The following is a 15,760-nucleotide window of genomic DNA, read 5'->3' as shown; positions in this document are numbered from 1 at the left end:
CCGGCGGCAGGCGCGCATTGTGCAACTGGTTGCGGTTGGGCTATTGCTATGGCCGATGGTCTATGCACTGCTGGACACGGACACCGACTGGCTGGACCCCTGGCTGACAGCGGACCAGCAGGGCCGGCTCGCCTTCACCCGGCATCGCTATCTGCGCGCTGCCTCGCACTTCGAGGACCCGCGCTGGAAAGCCACCTCGCTGTATGCCGGCCAGAGTTTCCGCAGTTCGGCAAAACAGTTCGGTCAATTGTCAGAGGCCCAGGGTTACTTCAGTGCCGGCAATGCGCTGGCCCATGCAGAGGATTACAAGCGCGCAGCGGCTGCATATCGCAAGGCACTGCACCTGCAGCCCGACTGGTTTGAGGCGCAGGAAAACCTGGAGCTGGTGGAAGTGCTGGGAAAGGAATACAAATCTAAAGAAGGCGAGATGCAGGACGTTACCGAGCGCGACCTGGGGGCGGATGAGTACAAGTTCGACCCCGACAAGAAATCCGAAAACGGCGATAACAAGGGTGGGGAGGAAAAAGGTTTGCCCGGGCAGGAAATTGCCAGTGAAATCTGGATGCGCAACCTTACCCAGACACCGGCGGATTTTTTACGCGCTAAGTTCAGTTATCAGCAGGCCGAGCGAGAGCGGCAATGACAAAGGTGTTGCGGAATTTTCTGCCCGTGATTGTGGGCGCTCTATTGGGCCTCTTTGCGCCTACGGCGCTGTCCCAGGACCGGGTTCCTGCGGCTGCAGATCCCGGACAACCAGAACCAGGCAGCCTCGTCGAGGTTGCGCTGAAACCACTCGACGGCTTTATCAATCAGGCCTATCGCTTGACGATCGACCTCTATACCAGGACCTGGTTTGCCGAGGCGCCGGCATTTCCGGAAATCACGATTGAGGATGTGATCGTCTACCAGCAGAAAGGCTTCAAGACGAACCTGAATCGCAAAATACGCGGGGAAACCTGGTCCGGCCAGCGCCAGGAATATTTTTTGTTTCCGCAAAAGCCCGGGGCATTTGAAGTGCCCGCGCTGGAAGTCACAACCAGGGTGGGGCAGCAGGGGATACCTGTTTCCCTGATGACCGAGGCGCTGGTATTCAAGGCGGACTATGTGCCCGGCGTGGCGGAGATGATCATCGTCGCGGACGACCTGTCGCTAAAGGAGCGCTGGTCGAGTGAAGACCTGCGCGCCGGCGATGCGCTGGAGCGCCGTATCGAAATGGCCGCTGACGGCACCCTGGGGATGTTGATTCCGCCGTTGCGACCAGGGCCGCTGAGAGGGGTGCAGCTCCAGCAGGGCCAGCCACGGGTGAATGACAAAACCCAGCGCGGCGAGATGCGCGCGGAGCGCCAGGAACACTGGATTTACCATTTTCCGCGCGCGGGTACCTATACCCTGCCCGCGATAGAGCTGCGCTGGTGGGATCTTGGTAGCGGCCAGTTGCAGACGGCGCGCCTCGAGGAAAAAACCATCAAGGTCGGTATCAATCCGGCGCTGGTGGTGCGCCGGCCGCTGTTTCGCTGGCTGCTGGCCGCCGGCCTGCTGGCGCTGGCCGGGCTCGGCGTCTATCGATGGAGGCGGGCCCGGGAAGAGGCTTCAGGGGAGGCCGCACGCAGGCAGCCTGGTGAACGGAATGCGGGTCCGCGGCCACCACTGCAGCCGCTGAACCCCTGGCGCGGCAGCGCCAGCGCTTCCCAAGGCAATTCCTAACTACGCGCCAGTGCCACCCGCGAGTTGCTCGGGCGGCCGAGTGTCTGCGCAATGAAATTGCCCGTCTCGATCAGCTTGTCCAGATCCACGCCGGTTTCTATACCCATGCCCTGCAGCATATAGACCACATCCTCACTGGCCACGTTGCCCGACGCGCCCTTTGCGTAGGGGCAGCCACCGAGGCCTGCCACGGCGGAGTCGACCACGCTAACGCCCAGCTGCAGTGCGGCATAGATATTTGCCAGCGCCTGGCCGTAGGTATCGTGGAAGTGCACTGCCAGCTTTTCCAGTGGCACCAGCAAGCCGACCTCCTCGATCATGGCCTTGGCCTTCTCCGGGGTGCCGACACCGATGGTGTCGCCCAGCGAGACTTCGTAGCAGCCCATGTTGTGCAGCGCTTCCGCGACCAACGCGACCTTGCCTGCGCTGACCTCTCCCTCGTAGGGGCAGCCGAGTACGCAGGAAACATAGCCCCGCACCGGGATGCCATCGGCCCGCGCCGCAGCCACCACCGGCTCAAAGCGCTCCAGGCTCTCGGCGATGGAGCAGTTGATATTCTTGCGGGTGAACGCCTCTGAGGCCGCACCGAATACCGCGACCTCTTCGGCGCCTGCCGCACGTGCACCTTCGTAACCCTTCATGTTGGGTGTCAGCGCGCTGTAGCGCACACCGTCCGCGCGCTGGATCCCGGTGAAAACCTCATCGGAAGCCGCCATCTGCGGCACCCATTTCGGGCTGACGAAACTGCCGGCCTCGATCCGGCGCAGGCCGGTAGCCGAGAGGCGGTTCACCAGTTCGATACGCTGCTGAACGCTAATTGGCTGCTGTTCGTTCTGCAGGCCGTCGCGCGGCCCCATCTCGACGATCTGGACTCTTCCCGGCAGGTTCATGCTTCGCCCTCCTCAAAATCCACCAGCAGGCTGCCGCCGTCTACCAGCTCCCCGGCAGAGCAGAAGTACTGCTTCACAGTGCCGCCCTTTGGCGCGCGTAGCGTGTGTTCCATTTTCATGGCTTCCATCACCAGTAGCGGCTGGTCCGCCTCCACTGGCGTGCCGGCCTCCACCAGCAGGCTGACAATAGTGCCGTTCATGGGCGCGCTCAGGCCGTGCCCGGCATCGTCGCCGGACTCGCCAAGGTCCGGCTCCACAATGGCGAAGTCCACCTGGGTGCCATCGATAAACAGTGTGCCACCGCCGGTGTGCAGCACCGGGGTGAAATTGACCCGGCGCCCATCGACAATGGCCACCTGCGCATCCGCGAGCGTATGGATCTCGCCCTGGTGCTCGCCGCTGTGCCAGAGGACCTGGCCGCCCCCGGCTGTGAAACGAATTTCGTGTCGCTCGCCGTGGAAGTCGATGCAGGCCTGCTGGGTGGGCATCAGGTTGCTGCGCCAGGCGTCACCCTGATGCCAGGGAGAGTGGGCGTCAGTCTCCGGTGCCCGCAGCGCACAGTTGCCGGTGCGCTGGGCGGCAAGGCAGGCGGCGATGCCGGCCAATTGGACGCTGGAAAGCACCCGCGTGGCCTTGAGCAGGGCGGCTTCGTTTTCCTCGATAAAGTGGGTGGTTACCGCGCTGCCGGCAAAGGCGCTGTGGTTGATGACCCGGCGCAGGAAAGGGATATTGTGGGTCAGGCCCGCGATCTGGTATTCGCGCAGCGCGCGGTCAAGCTTGGCCAGTGCCTCACGACGGTTGCTGCCGTGTACGATCAGTTTGGAAATCATCGGGTCGTAGTGGACGCTGATCTCGTCACCGCTCTGTACACCGGTGTCCACGCGCACACTGTCGTCCTGTTGCGGCGGGCAGTGGCGCAACAGGGTGCCTGTGGCCGGCAGGAAATCGTTGTCCGGGTCCTCGGCATAGATGCGTACTTCCATGGCGTGGCCGATCAGGGGGATATCCTGTTGCTGCAAGGGCAGCTCCTCGCCGCCAGCGACCAGCAGTTGCCATTGCACCAGGTCCTGGCCGGTGATCAATTCGGTCACCGGGTGCTCCACCTGCAGGCGTGTATTCATTTCCATGAAGTAGAACTCGCCGCGGCTGTCGAGCAGGAATTCCACGGTGCCAGCGCCGACATAGCCAATGGCCTTGGCGGCGCGCAATGCGGCCTCACCCATGCGCGCGCGCAATTCCGGGCTGACGCCGGGTGCGGGGGCTTCCTCTACGACTTTCTGGTGGCGTCTCTGTACGGAGCAGTCGCGCTCGTGCAGGTAAACACCGTTGCCGTGGCTGTCGCAGAACACCTGAATCTCCACATGGCGCGGCGACAGCACATAGCGTTCCACCAGCATGATGTCGTCATTGAATGCGTTGCGGGCCTCGCGCTTGGCCGCCTCGAGGGCTTCCATGAAGTCCTGCGCACGATCCACGCGGCGCATGCCCTTGCCGCCGCCGCCGGCAGCGGCTTTCAACAGCACCGGGTAACCGATGCGTTCTGCGTGTCCTTCGATCACGCCCGGATCCTGATTGGCGCCGTGGTAACCGGGCACCAGGGGCACCTTGGCCTCTTCCATAATGCGCTTGGCTGCGGATTTGGAGCCCATGGCCTCGATGGCGCCCGTCGGGGGGCCGACAAAGATAATGCCGGCGGCCTCGCAGGCGCGGCAGAAGTCCGCATTTTCGGACAGGAATCCGTAGCCGGGATGAATGGCATCGGCGCCGGTTTTCTGGGCCGCGCCTATGACCTTTTCGATATCGAGGTAGGATTCGCGCGCAGGCGCGGGCCCCAGGTGCACGGCTTCATCGGCCATCTGCACATGCAGCGCGTTGGCATCAGCATCGGAATAGACGGCGACGGTATTTACGCCCATGCTGCGCGCGGTACGGATTACGCGGCAGGCAATTTCACCGCGGTTGGCAATCAACAGCTTACGGATCATCGTTTTACTCCTCGCCTTCTTGCAGCCACGCGGGGGCGCGCTTGCTCAGGAATGCACCGAGGCCTTCCTGGCCTTCCGGCGATGTGCGGATGGCTGCGATCAGGGCGCTGGTCTGGGCCTGCAGCTCATCGCTGACTACGCGGTTGCTCATGGACATGGCCAGTTGCTTGGAGGTGCGCACTGCCTGTGGCCCGTTGTTGCAGATGGCATTCACGAGCTTCTGCACCTCGATATCCAGTTCGCCTTCGGCGCAGACTTCGGAAACCAGGCCGATTTCACGGGCGCGCTCCGCGCTGAACCTTTCCGCCGTGGTGAAGTAGCGGCGGCTGTGGCGCGTGCCGATGGCGTTGATCACATAGGGGCTGATCGTCGCCGGTACCAGGCCAATCTTGACCTCGCTCAGGCAGAAACTGGCGCGCTCGGCGGCAACCGCCATATCGCAGCAGCTCACCAGTCCTACCGCACCGCCGAAGGCCGCGCCCTGCACGCGGGCGATGGTGGGTACCGGCAGGGTGTCGAGCTTCTGCAGCATCTGCGCCAGTGCCAGCGCGTCACGCTGGTTTTCCTCGGCACTGTAGTCCGCCATGCGCTTCATCCAGCCGAGGTCGGCGCCGGCGGAGAAGTTCTTGCCGTTGGAGGCCAGCACCACCGCGCGCAGGCCTACTGTTCCGGCCAGCTTGTCAAAAGTTGCCGCGAGTTCTGCGATCAGCGCATCGTCGAATGCATTGTGCACGTCCGGGCGGTTGAGGGTGACCGTTGCTACGCCGCTGTTATCAATTTCGAGAAGAAGGTGTTCGCTCATAATTTTTCCTTGAATCCGTGCAGCGGGTTTACATGCGGAAGACGCCGAAGCGGGTATCTTCCGGCTCGCGATAAGTGGCCGCCGCCAGGCACAGGCCGAGCACGCGGCGGGTATCCGCCGGGTCGATCACGCCGTCGTCCCACAACCGCGCGGATGCGTAGTAAGGGTGCCCCTGGTGTTCGTAGTCGTCGATGATCGGCTGCTTGAACTGGGCTTCTTCCTCGTCGCTCCAGTTTTCACCGCGCGCGGCCATCTGGTCTTTCTTGACCTGGGCCAGTACACCGGCAGCCTGTTCGCCACCCATGACGGAAATGCGCGCGTTCGGCCACATGAACAGGAAGTTTGGATCGTAGGCGCGGCCACACATGCCGTAATTACCGGCACCGAAGGAGCCACCAATCAGGATGGTGAACTTGGGTACGTTAGCGGTAGCCACTGCGGTCACCATCTTGGCGCCGTGCTTGGCGATACCGCCGGCCTCGTACTGGCGGCCCACCATAAAGCCGGTGATATTCTGCAGGAACAGCAATGGGATTTTGCGCTGCGCGCACAACTCGATAAAGTGCGCGCCCTTCTGCGCGCTCTCTGCGAACAGGATGCCGTTGTTGGCAACGATACCTACCGGGTAGCCCTGGATGCGGGCGAAGCCGGTTATCAGCGTGGAGCCGTACAGTGCCTTGAATTCATCAAACTCGGAACCGTCCACGATACGGGCGATGATTTCGCGCACGTCGTAGGGCTGACGTGAGTCGGCCGGGATGATGCCGTAGATCTCTTCGGCAGGGTACAGCGGCTCCACCGGCTCGCGGATATCCAGCCCCGGATTCTTGACCCGGTTCAGGCGCGATACGGAGCGGCGCGCGATCTCCAGCGCATGATGGTCGTTGTTGGCGTAATGGTCGGACACACCCGAGGTTCGGCAGTGTACATCCGCACCGCCGAGATCTTCGGCAGATACCTCTTCCCCGGTGGCGGCTTTCACCAGCGGTGGTCCACCCAGGAAAATGGTGGCCTGTTCCTTCACCATGATGGACTCGTCCGCCATGGCCGGCACATAGGCGCCGCCGGCGGTGCAGGACCCCATCACCACCGCGATCTGAGGAATGTTTTTCGCAGACAGGTTGGCCTGGTTGAAAAAGATCCGGCCGAAATGGTCGCGATCGGGGAACACATCGTCCTGGCGCGGCAGGTTGGCACCGCCGGAGTCCACCAGGTAAATACACGGCAGGTTGTTCTTCTCCGCGATGGCCTGCGCGCGCAGGTGCTTTTTGACTGTGAGCGGGTAATAGGTGCCGCCTTTTACCGTCGCGTCATTGGCAACGACCACGCAGGGCTGGCCGGAGACCGTGCCAATGCCGGTGATCACGCCGGCCGCCGGAACGTCCTCGCCGTAAACTTCGTGCGCGGCGAGCTGGGAGAACTCCAGGAACGGGCTGCCGGGATCGAGCAGCGCATCGATACGGTCCCGGGTCAGCAGTTTGCCGCGCGCGACGTGTTTTGCGCGAGCCTTTTCATTGCCGCCCTCGGCGATCTTCTCAATCTTCTGGCGCAGGTCATCGACGATGGACTGCATCTTTTCGCGATTGGCCGCAAAGGCACTGTCGCGTGTATTGATTTTGGTTTGCAGGCGATTCATAAGTTGCCGTCTTGGTTTGGACTCTGTCTACGTTGTAAATGTCGTGGCGCTGAACCGTTAAGCGGTTTCCTTGAACAACTCACGCCCGATCAGCATGCGGCGAATCTCTGAAGTACCTGCGCCAATCTCATACAGTTTCGCATCGCGCAACAGGCGTCCAGTCGGATACTCGTTGATGTAGCCGTTACCGCCCAGCGCCTGGATTGCGTCCAGTGCCATCTGGGTTGCACCTTCCGCTGTATACAGGATCACCGCTGCGGCGTCCTTGCGCGATTCCTCACCGCGGTCACAGGCCTTGGCGACTGCGTAAAGGTAAGCGCGGCTCGCGTTCAGCTTGGCGTACATGTCGGCCATCTTGCCCTGCATCAGCTGGAATTCACCGATCGCCTTGCCGAACTGCTTGCGCTCGTGCACGTAGGGCACCACCACGTCCATGCAGGCCTGCATAATGCCCACCGGGCCGCCAGACAGTACTGTGCGCTCGTAGTCGAGGCCGCTCATCAGCACGCGAACGCCGCCGTTGATCTGGCCCAGTACGTTTTCTTCCGGCACCTCGCAGTCCTCGAACACCAGCTCGCAGGTGTTGGAGCCGCGCATACCCAGTTTGTCCAGTTTCTGTGCCTGCGAAAATCCGGGGGTGTCACGCTCGACGATAAATGCAGTGATACCGCCGGAGCTGACGCCGGGCTCGGTGCGCGCATAGATCACATAGGTGTGGGCATCCGGGCCGTTGGTGATCCACATCTTGTTGCCGTTGAGGATGTACTTGTCGCCTTTCTTCTCGGCGCGCAGCTGCAGGCTGACCACGTCGGAACCGGAGCCGGGCTCGGACATGGCGAGGGCGCCAATGTGCTCACCGGAACAGAGCTTCGGCAGGTACTTGAGTTTCTGTTCGTGGGTGCCGTTCTTGCGGATCTGGTTGACGCACAGGTTGGAGTGGGCGCCGTAGGAGAGGCCCACGGATGCAGACGCGCGGGAGATCTCTTCCATGACGATTACATGTGCCAGGTAGCCCAGGTTGGTGCCGCCGTACTCTTCCTCAACGGTCATGCCGAGCAGGCCCATGTCGCCCATCTGCTGCCAAAGCTCATTGGGAAACAGGTTGCTTTCATCGATCTCGGCCGCGCGCGGTGCGATCTCTGCCTGGGCAAACTTGTAAACTGCGTCACGCAGCATTTCGATGTCTTCGCCCAGATCAAAATTGAGTGTCGGGTATCCCACGTTCATGAATGACTCCGTTGGTACTGTCCAGAATATTTCTTGCGGAAGGTGGTCTGCGCCACCGCGAATTTATTTACTTGTTGAGACTTTCGGTACTGAGGTTCTCGAGGCAGCGCGCCTCGGCCTCGTCCAGCTCTGCCATGAGCGCGTGGATGTCCTGCAATTGCTCCTGCAGCCTGGCGCGCTTGGTGCGAATGCTATCGAGCAGGCGCTGTATCTGCTCCACATTGCCGTGGGCCGGGTCGTACATATTGATAATCTCGGCGCTCTCCTCCAGCGACAGGCCGAGGCGTTTGCCGCGCAGGATCAGTTTCAGGCGCACGCGGTCCTCGGGGCGGTAGACTCGGGTCTGGCCGCGGCGCGCCGGGCTGAGCATGCCCTTGTCCTCGTAAAAGCGGATGGCGCGGGTGGTAATGGAAAACTCCCGCGCGAGGTCCGAAATACTGTAGGTCGGTTTGCTGGTCACTGCTGTTGCACCCTCTGCCATCTGCTGTCCCGGTACCTCAGGAGCACCGGATGCCCGGCAATCTAGCAAAAGTTTACGTTAACGTAAACGTCAAGATGTGGCGTATGGCGCCAGTCTGGGAAAACTGGCGCAAAAGTGTGGATTGGTGGTCAGGTATTGGCCGGGGCGGCCTCGACCAGTCGGGCGAGCTGGTTGTCCAGCAGCTTCTGGTAGCTGCCGGCGAGCCCGCTGATTTCCGGGCCGTATTCGGCGTCGTGCAGCGCCAGTCGCTCCGACAGGGCCAGGTGGTCCTGCAGTTCAGGGTGCAGTGATACCCGGCCGGGGCGGGCCAGCAGCAGGTCGCTGTCCGGGTTTGCCCCGGACGCCTCGCATGGCATGACCGCGAGGCTCAGCTGGAGCAGGTTGTTGGGCTGTCGCTGTTGCCACTCCCGCAGCAGCAGGCCACAACAGGCTGCGCGGAACGGGGCATCTGCGCCGCGGAATCCGAGGCCGATGGCGCCGCCGCTGTTGACGGGCTCCGCCGCATAGATGCTCGCCAGGCTGTCCAGGCGTTGTTGCAGTTGCTCGGTGAGGCGCTCCAGTGCCTGGCGGTTGAGTTGATGGCGCAATTGCGCCCAGTTGCAGACCCGCAGGTACAGGCCGGCTTCCGGCGGCGCAGGCAGTTGCGGTTCGGGCTCGGTTTGCTGTGCCTCCTCATGCGCAGGCGCAGGCCGCTGGGGGGCTCTATGGTTAGTGGGCGCTTGCCAGCTACCGAGCAGCAGCGCGCAGATCGCCGCGAATGGCAGCGTGACGATCAGGGTCAGGACCAGGCTCGCCCAGGCGAAGTGGCTGCCGCTGCCGGGTTCGGTATTGACGCTGACGGTCCCGGCAAAGCTGTCGTGCAGCACGATGGAGGCGCTGGCGACCGCATGGCGCAGCTTGTCGGGCTCACCTTGCTGCCCCAGCGTGTTCTGCTCCACATCGTGCACGGTAATGGCACGGATACCCGGTACCTCCGCGGCCTGCTGCAACAGCAGCTGCAGGCTAACCGGGTCCTGGTTGACCAGGTGCTCCAGGCTCTGCCTTGCGACCCAGTCGGCCACTGCCTGCGCGGTGGCAAGGTCACGGGCAACGGCAGACTCCCGCGCGCTGTTGCTGCTGTGCCAGAGTGCACCTGCGGCAAACAGGCCAAGGGTCAGCCAGATAGCGAGCGTAGTGGCGAGCTGCCGGTTCTGGCTGGAGCGGAACAGGGGGTGGTTGGCGAGCAGTGTAAGCATTTTCATTATTGTGATTCCTTGCTCGTGGAATTGTACCTCCCGCGCGGCGGCTGTGTCGTTGAAAATAACATGCAAGCCCAAAGGCGCTTATAATGGCCGCCACGTAGAAATAAGGAAGTTTTGCCGTGCCTGACCTGAACCCTGCCGCTGTTGCGGATCCCCTGTACCTGCGCCGTATCCATGCTCCGGCTGACAGCACCCGGGAGCTGGTGCACCTGTTGGGCAGCCGCGCGCTGCGCTACTGCGCCTTTGATGGTGAGGGCTGGCAGCTGGGCGTGGAGGATGCCGGGCACGCACAGGACGCGTTCTTACTACCCGAGCCGCTGCCCCGGCCACAAAGTGGAAACCTGGTGTTTACCTGGTTTTCCGAAAATGCCATGACCCTGCAGCTGCAGCAGTTGCTGGATGGTTTTTCCGATTTTTCCCTGGAGCTGGTTGCGGCGGCAACCCTGGCCGCGCGAGCGGACCGCCAGGTGTTCCGCTTCGAAGTGCGTGGAGATGCAGGGTGCGGCGATGCAGAGCGCGAAGCGCTGCGGCGCTGGTGTCTGGCATTCAGCGAGGACCATGCCAGCGATCTGGTGGTGCAATCTGCCGAAAGCTGCCGCCTGCCGAAGCTGGCCTGTTTCGATATGGATTCCACCCTGATCCGTGCAGAGGTGATCGACGAACTGGCCGCGGTGGCGGGTGTGGGTGAGCAGGTTGCGGCGATTACCGCCGCAGCCATGCGGGGTGAGCTGGATTTCCAGCAGAGCTTCCGCAAGCGCATGGGTCTGTTGGAAGGTTTTACCGAAGATGCGCTGGCTTCTGTCGCCGATCGCCTGCCGTTGATGGCCGGCGCGCAGCAGTTGCTCGCTACCCTGCAACGACTGGGTTGTCGAAATGCAGTGCTTTCCGGTGGTTTTACCTACTTTGCCATTTACCTGCGTGAGAACAAGCTGGCGCTGGATTACGTCCGCGCCAATGAGCTGGAGTTTCGGGACGGGCAGCTGACCGGCGGGGTGATAGAGCCGATTGTGGACGGCGAGGCGAAGGCCGCGCACCTGCAGGCAATTGCTGCGGAGCTGGGCGCGGGCCTGGATGAGGTGATTGCCGTGGGCGATGGGGCGAATGACTTGCCGATGTTGGGGCTCGGCGCGCTCGGTATCGCCATTCATGCCAAGCCGAAAGTCCGCGCAGAGGCACCGCAGGCAATTTCACACTTCCCGCTCGATGTGGCGCTGTACCTGTTTGGCCTGAGCGATCGCGACTTCTGATATGTGGCATTAGTGCCCCGCGCAGAACCCGGTATTCCCTCGCGGGTAAGCGTTCGGATATCGGGCCTCTGAAAAGCCTCGCGCCGTCGATAATTTTCCGCGGGTACGCATCGGGGATGCTTCACCTCGCAGAAAATCCTCCACGTCACGCGGCTGAAGTTCGGATTGTTTCCGACTGAGCAGAGCCCGGTACGCCCGCGCGGGTAAGCGCTCGGACATTGGGCCCCTGAAAAGCCTCGCGCCGTCGATAATTTTCCGCGGGTACGCATCGGGGATGCTTCACCTCGCAGAAAATCCTCCACGTCACGAGGCTGAACTTCAGATCGTATCGGATAGAGCAGGGGGCGGCTGTTCCCTTGCGTGGTGAAACATGCCCCCATGTGTACCCGCGAGGGAACACCGGGCCCTGCGCCACATGATCCGGTAGGAGAGTTTTTGGATCGAGCTGGATTACTCTGATCAGTCGAGGCTGAAGTCGAACTCCATGTCCTCGGCCGGTGCCTGCACGTAGTAACCCTGGATATAGTCGGTGCCGGTCTGCCACAGCGTGGGCAGCATGCTGGCCTGCTCGATGTGCGGCACGATGACCTTGTGGCCGCCGGACTTGAGTTCGGCAACGAGGTTTGCGAGCGCTTCGGGGTCTTCGCCCTCGTCCTGCACTTCACGCACAAACGAGGCATCGACCTTGGCGATCTGCACCTTGACGTGCTCCAGCGTCTTGAACGGGTTCAGGCCGTTACCGAAGCGGCACACAGCGATACGACAGCCCAGCGCCTGAACCTGCTCGGCGAACTCCTTCGCGGCATGCAGGTTCTTGCTGACATCTTCCTGACGCAACTGGAACACGAATTGCTCCGGCGCCACCTTGGCGGCCTTGAACGCGACGCCGAGCCATGCGGGCAGGCCGTTGTCCATCATCGAGGTCTCGGTGAGGTGCACCAACAGGGAGACCTGCTTGTCCCGGGCCTGCTCTGCGGCAACGGCCTTGATGGACTCCATGATGACCCAGCGATCCATCTTGGAGGAAAGGCCAGCGTCGCCGAGGGTCTCGAGGAAAGCCAGCGGTGCCAGCTCTTCGCCCTCGTCGACCAGGCGCACCAGCGCCTCGTAAATATTTTCACCGGAACCCTGCAGGCTCAGTATTGGCTGGAAACGCAGCTTCAGGTTACCTTCATCCAGTGCCTGTACGACCCGCGCGCGGCGGTAGGTATCGGCATCGCCATCCACCTGGGTGTCGGGCTCATACAGGGCGGCGTTGTTGCCCTCGGGCCGGCGAGCAAGCGCCTGGCTGTGCGCCTTCAGAGCCTGGTTCAGTACACCCTGGGCATTGCCCGAGGTCTCACTCATCAGGGAGATGCCGACGGATGCGGTCAGCTGCAGTGTGTTGCCGCCCGCCTCGAAAATGGTGTCGCTCACCCGCTTCAACAACTCTTTGGCGCGATGCTCGGCGGTATCCGGTGTGGTTTCCGGCAGCAGCAGGCAGAATGCCTCGTCCGAGTAGCGCGCTGCAATTTCGCCGCTGCGCTGCTGGGACTGCAGGATCGCCGCGACCTTGCTGATCACCACATCGCCCTCGGCAACGCCGACGGAGCCGTGCACGGCTTCTTCGAACTGGTCGATTTCAAGGTACATCAGGCCACCAGTCTGTTGTGTACTGGCGGTGTTCTTGATGGCGTTTTCGAGCAGTTGCAGGAAGTGATTACGGTTGTACAGGCCGGTCACCTGGTCGCGATTCTTGATGTCGACCAGGCGTGCCTCCAGCTCCTCGGTATTGCCGGACTGGGCGGCAATGCGCAGCTGGATACAGCGTTCGTCGTCGAACATGCTGGTCAGTACTTCCGCGCGGGTCGGCAGTGGCCGGCCATTGACGGTGCGCGCGGTGAACTGCCATTCGGTGGTTTCCACCTCGTCGCCGTTGATGGCGTATTGTTTCAGGAAGTCGCGCGCGGCGGGCTGCTCCTGCGGTTCGATCATATCGATCAGCGGCTGGTATTCGACATCTTCCAGATCGCCGTAACCGAAACGCTCGGCAAAGGATTCATTGGCGTAGACCACCAGTCCGTCTGAAATGTAGGCGAAGGCATCCTTGGAGCTGTCCAGCAGCTCGCGCGTACGGGTAACGGCAGCGTGGTAGCGGCGGCTGTCCTGGCGTGCCTGGCGGCGCTGCGCCAGAGCGTCGAGCTCACGTTGCATCGCCAGCAGCAGGTGCTGGTCCTCATCCACAATCACCACATCGCGGGCGCCGAGCTTCAGGCCTTCCACGACCGGGTAGGGCCCCTCGCGCTCGGTCAGCAGGATGGCAGGTACATCCTTGGCCAGCTTGGAAATGGTACGAAGAGCTGTGCCGGGCTCCAGTTTGCTGCTGTCTTCCCGGGCGATGAGCAGGTCCCAGGTGTGTTCCTGCAGCAGCTTGGACAGGGCTTCAGCGCTCTCGACATGCTGGGCCCGGTTCGGGCGGCCGGCATTCTGCAGCATGCTGACCAGGCGCTGCGCTTCCGAGGCGCTGTCGTGGATGATTAATAGACGGATGGTGTTATCGGTGCTCATTATTATCGCCTTGTACTGCTGCGCGCGGGGGGCGGACGCTGCCGCTAGTGTATGGCGGCGCGCCACGACAGTACAACCCTGCGGGGCTCAAACTGGGAATCACTGCGCTTTTATGGCCGCGGGGCAGGCGATAGTGTGACCGGGGCGGGTCCTCAGAGCGGTTCGAACAGGAACTGACCGATACTGTTGCTCTCGGCGACCTGTCCAAGCAGGCGCAGGCGCTTGTAATTGCGCGGCCCCTGCTCGTCCCAGTTGATGTCCACCACGGACCCGCGCTTGAACAGGGGGACCGGTAGCAACAGGGTTGGCGGGTTGTCATGCTCGCCCATACCCAGTACCAATAGGCTGTCCAGATAGTCGGACTGGTGATTGCGGCCGAGGACTATGGCTGTGCTGACGGGAATGGCCTCGTCGGCCAGGCACTGGACACCCACCCGGTGGTGCTTTTCTCCGGCACGTATCCAGCGCACTACGCAAACACGCCATGCGCCGTGGTCGCGGCGCAGGCAGACCAGCTCCCCGTTGCGCAGGCGGTGGGCCTGCATGGCAGGCAACTGGAAGCATACGCCGTTGTCGCTGACATCGACACACTCCGCCTGCAGGGTTTTTACCTCGGGGACTTTCTTGCGTATCCGGACGCTGGCGGATGGGGCGGTGGCAATAAAGGAAGCGGTGCTCGCATCGTAATTGCCATCGCCACCGGCCTCTTCCGTCTGGGTTTCGGGCACCGCTGCTTCCGGGCTCAGGTCAGCGAGAAACTGCTCCCAGTTGGGGTTCTCCGTTGCGGCATGACGCAGGTACTCGCAGCAATTGCCGAGCCCTACCACGATTTCGCAGGTTTCCCGGCTATCGCGCCGCGGGTCGCGGCGGTGTACTTTCGGGTTCCATGCGGCATAGACACGGCTGATCAGCGATGGGGTGAGCTCGCGTGGATAGTCGCGAGAGAGACGTGCATTGCCGCGGTGCAGCTCAGCCAGCAGTTCCTGCACCTTTTCCAGGTTCACGGTCCAGCCGTGCGGAGGGGCAAAAGCTTCCGGCTCCAGCCGCGCGTACTTGAGCCTGTCTGCAAACAGCGGTGCACCGTCGTGCTCGAGTGACACGAGCAGTGCCAGCCGGCACTCGCTGTCACCCGGCTCAAGAGTCACCATGGGATGCCAGATGGCGGTGCAGTCGTACACAACGCGCATTTCCTCCGGGCGCATCTGTGACGGGTTGCTGCCGGCAAACAGCAGGGTGCGGATATAGGACTCCCGCGGTGATACACCGGGGGAAACCTGTTGCGGATCCGGTACGTTCCAGTCCGCGACCTTGAGGCGGTACGCCAGTGCGATCAGGTTGTTGAGCCTGAGCCATGTCTGTGCCGGTGGCGCCTTGAAGCACTGCTGGTTCAGTAAAATCAGTTGCCCGTAACAGGCGATGGCCCGTTGCAGGCAGATTGCCAGCTTGCCGCGTCGGTTGGGAATGAGCATGCCACTGGGTTTGGCCAGGTCGCGGGCAATGCTTGCGTACACCTGTGCAAGCGGTGCGAACAGGGCTACCGCGGACAGGCAGATATTCGGGTTTTGCGAGAGTGGTGTGGCGCCATTCAGGGTCTGTTGCTTTACCAGGGTAACGGCATTGCGATAGATATACTCTCGCGCATATTCGGTGTAGGGCAGGCGCTTTTTGGGTGAGACGTGCCAGCGGCAGAGTTCCGGCAGTAGGCCGCGCAGGACGTTAATCTGGTGCTGGCAGTTGTCATTGCTGCCGGACTCCAGGCCCTTGGCGAGGTCCTCTACCTTGCGAAAATTCCCGGTAAGTTTTGTGATGCCGCTCTCTGGTAACTGCAGCGCGTCAAACAGCGCGCTGACTGGTACGGCACCTAGTTGTTTGCTCAGCATTCCAATTGCTCTTTATATCTCTGGAACAGGCGCATTATTTTTGTGCGTTGGGTTTGGAGTCTGTGAGCTAGTCCGTTGCTCACTGTCCTGCTTCCCTCAGGCAGTATAGTTCGCCACCTG

Annotated in this window: 12 protein-coding genes; 3 read left to right on the top strand and 9 right to left on the bottom strand. The window is 62.1% G+C overall.

What is annotated here, in order from left to right; all coding sequences use genetic code 11:
• Positions 1-19: 19 nt before the first annotated feature.
• Both QSJ80_RS00660 and QSJ80_RS00655 read left to right on the top strand, forming a co-directional pair.
• Positions 20-643, top strand: coding sequence for a hypothetical protein (locus tag QSJ80_RS00660; protein ID WP_285762338.1), 624 nt, complete (start codon positions 20-22; stop codon positions 641-643).
• The gene (locus QSJ80_RS00655; protein WP_285762337.1) at positions 640-1,704 is read left to right on the top strand and encodes a hypothetical protein; all 1,065 of its coding nucleotides are present in this window, start codon (positions 640-642) and stop codon (positions 1,702-1,704) included. The genes QSJ80_RS00660 and QSJ80_RS00655 overlap by 4 nt, the downstream gene beginning before the upstream one ends.
• Here QSJ80_RS00655 and QSJ80_RS00650 read toward each other — a convergent pair.
• The 7 genes from QSJ80_RS00650 to QSJ80_RS00620 form a co-directional block, all read right to left on the bottom strand.
• Positions 1,701-2,594: a hydroxymethylglutaryl-CoA lyase gene (locus tag QSJ80_RS00650; protein ID WP_285762336.1), complete on the bottom strand. Its 894-nt coding sequence runs from the start codon at positions 2,592-2,594 to the stop codon at positions 1,701-1,703. The genes QSJ80_RS00655 and QSJ80_RS00650 overlap by 4 nt on opposite strands.
• Positions 2,591-4,579 (bottom strand): acetyl/propionyl/methylcrotonyl-CoA carboxylase subunit alpha, encoded by a 1,989-nt coding sequence (locus tag QSJ80_RS00645; protein WP_285762335.1) that lies wholly within the window; start codon positions 4,577-4,579, stop codon positions 2,591-2,593. Before QSJ80_RS00645 ends, QSJ80_RS00650 begins: the two co-directional genes overlap by 4 nt.
• A 4-nt stretch (positions 4,580-4,583) precedes the next feature.
• A complete protein-coding gene (locus tag QSJ80_RS00640; protein ID WP_285762334.1) occupies positions 4,584-5,381 on the bottom strand; it encodes an enoyl-CoA hydratase/isomerase family protein in 798 nt (265 codons plus the stop codon).
• 28 nt (positions 5,382-5,409) lie between these two features.
• A complete protein-coding gene (locus QSJ80_RS00635) occupies positions 5,410-7,017 on the bottom strand; it encodes a carboxyl transferase domain-containing protein (protein ID WP_285762333.1) in 1,608 nt (535 codons plus the stop codon).
• A 57-nt stretch (positions 7,018-7,074) separates the two neighbouring features.
• Positions 7,075-8,244, bottom strand: a complete 1,170-nt coding sequence (locus QSJ80_RS00630) for an isovaleryl-CoA dehydrogenase (protein ID WP_285762332.1) — start codon at positions 8,242-8,244, stop codon at positions 7,075-7,077.
• Between the two features lie 67 nt (positions 8,245-8,311).
• On the bottom strand, positions 8,312-8,725 hold the full coding sequence (locus QSJ80_RS00625) for a MerR family transcriptional regulator (RefSeq protein ID WP_285762331.1): 414 nt from the start codon (positions 8,723-8,725) through the stop codon (positions 8,312-8,314).
• 128 nt (positions 8,726-8,853) lie between these two features.
• Positions 8,854-9,966, bottom strand: a complete 1,113-nt coding sequence (locus QSJ80_RS00620) for a hypothetical protein (RefSeq protein WP_285762330.1) — start codon at positions 9,964-9,966, stop codon at positions 8,854-8,856.
• Positions 9,967-10,085: 119 nt separating this feature from the next.
• Between QSJ80_RS00620 and serB the strand changes: the two genes are divergently transcribed.
• Complete coding sequence (serB, locus tag QSJ80_RS00615; protein WP_285762329.1) at positions 10,086-11,213, top strand: phosphoserine phosphatase SerB; 1,128 nt, start codon at positions 10,086-10,088, stop codon at positions 11,211-11,213.
• Positions 11,214-11,672: 459 nt separating this feature from the next.
• On the opposite strand, the gene QSJ80_RS00610 is transcribed toward serB, so the two are convergent.
• Entirely contained in the window at positions 11,673-13,760 is a 2,088-nt protein-coding gene (locus tag QSJ80_RS00610; RefSeq protein WP_285762328.1) for an EAL domain-containing response regulator, read from the bottom strand.
• Positions 13,761-13,912: 152 nt separating this feature from the next.
• Positions 13,913-15,640 carry a PilZ domain-containing protein gene (locus tag QSJ80_RS00605; protein WP_285762327.1) on the bottom strand — a complete coding sequence of 576 codons (1,728 nt, stop codon included), beginning with the start codon at positions 15,638-15,640 and terminating at the stop codon, positions 13,913-13,915.
• Positions 15,641-15,760: the final 120 nt, after the last annotated feature.

Source organism: Biformimicrobium ophioploci (assembly GCF_030270605.1).
Classification (GTDB): domain Bacteria; phylum Pseudomonadota; class Gammaproteobacteria; order Pseudomonadales; family Cellvibrionaceae; genus Biformimicrobium; species Biformimicrobium ophioploci.
Note: the sequence above shows the minus strand (reverse complement) of the source record. Positions and strands in the feature narration are given on the sequence as shown.

Bases quoted from the DNA above. Each gene is read 5' to 3' on its own strand.
- QSJ80_RS00625 (WP_285762331.1), bottom strand. From the start codon at position 8,725: ATGGCAGAGGGTGCAACAGCAGTGACCAGCAAACCGACCTACAGTATT.
- QSJ80_RS00650 (WP_285762336.1), bottom strand. From the start codon at position 2,594: ATGAACCTGCCGGGAAGAGTCCAGATCGTCGAGATGGGGCCGCGCGAC.
- QSJ80_RS00605 (WP_285762327.1), bottom strand. From the start codon at position 15,640: ATGCTGAGCAAACAACTAGGTGCCGTACCAGTCAGCGCGCTGTTTGAC.
- QSJ80_RS00635 (WP_285762333.1), bottom strand. From the start codon at position 7,017: ATGAATCGCCTGCAAACCAAAATCAATACACGCGACAGTGCCTTTGCG.
- QSJ80_RS00620 (WP_285762330.1), bottom strand. From the start codon at position 9,966: ATGAAAATGCTTACACTGCTCGCCAACCACCCCCTGTTCCGCTCCAGC.
- QSJ80_RS00630 (WP_285762332.1), bottom strand. From the start codon at position 8,244: ATGAACGTGGGATACCCGACACTCAATTTTGATCTGGGCGAAGACATC.
- QSJ80_RS00645 (WP_285762335.1), bottom strand. From the start codon at position 4,579: ATGATCCGTAAGCTGTTGATTGCCAACCGCGGTGAAATTGCCTGCCGC.
- QSJ80_RS00655 (WP_285762337.1), top strand. From the start codon at position 640: ATGACAAAGGTGTTGCGGAATTTTCTGCCCGTGATTGTGGGCGCTCTA.
- QSJ80_RS00640 (WP_285762334.1), bottom strand. From the start codon at position 5,381: ATGAGCGAACACCTTCTTCTCGAAATTGATAACAGCGGCGTAGCAACG.
- QSJ80_RS00610 (WP_285762328.1), bottom strand. From the start codon at position 13,760: ATGAGCACCGATAACACCATCCGTCTATTAATCATCCACGACAGCGCC.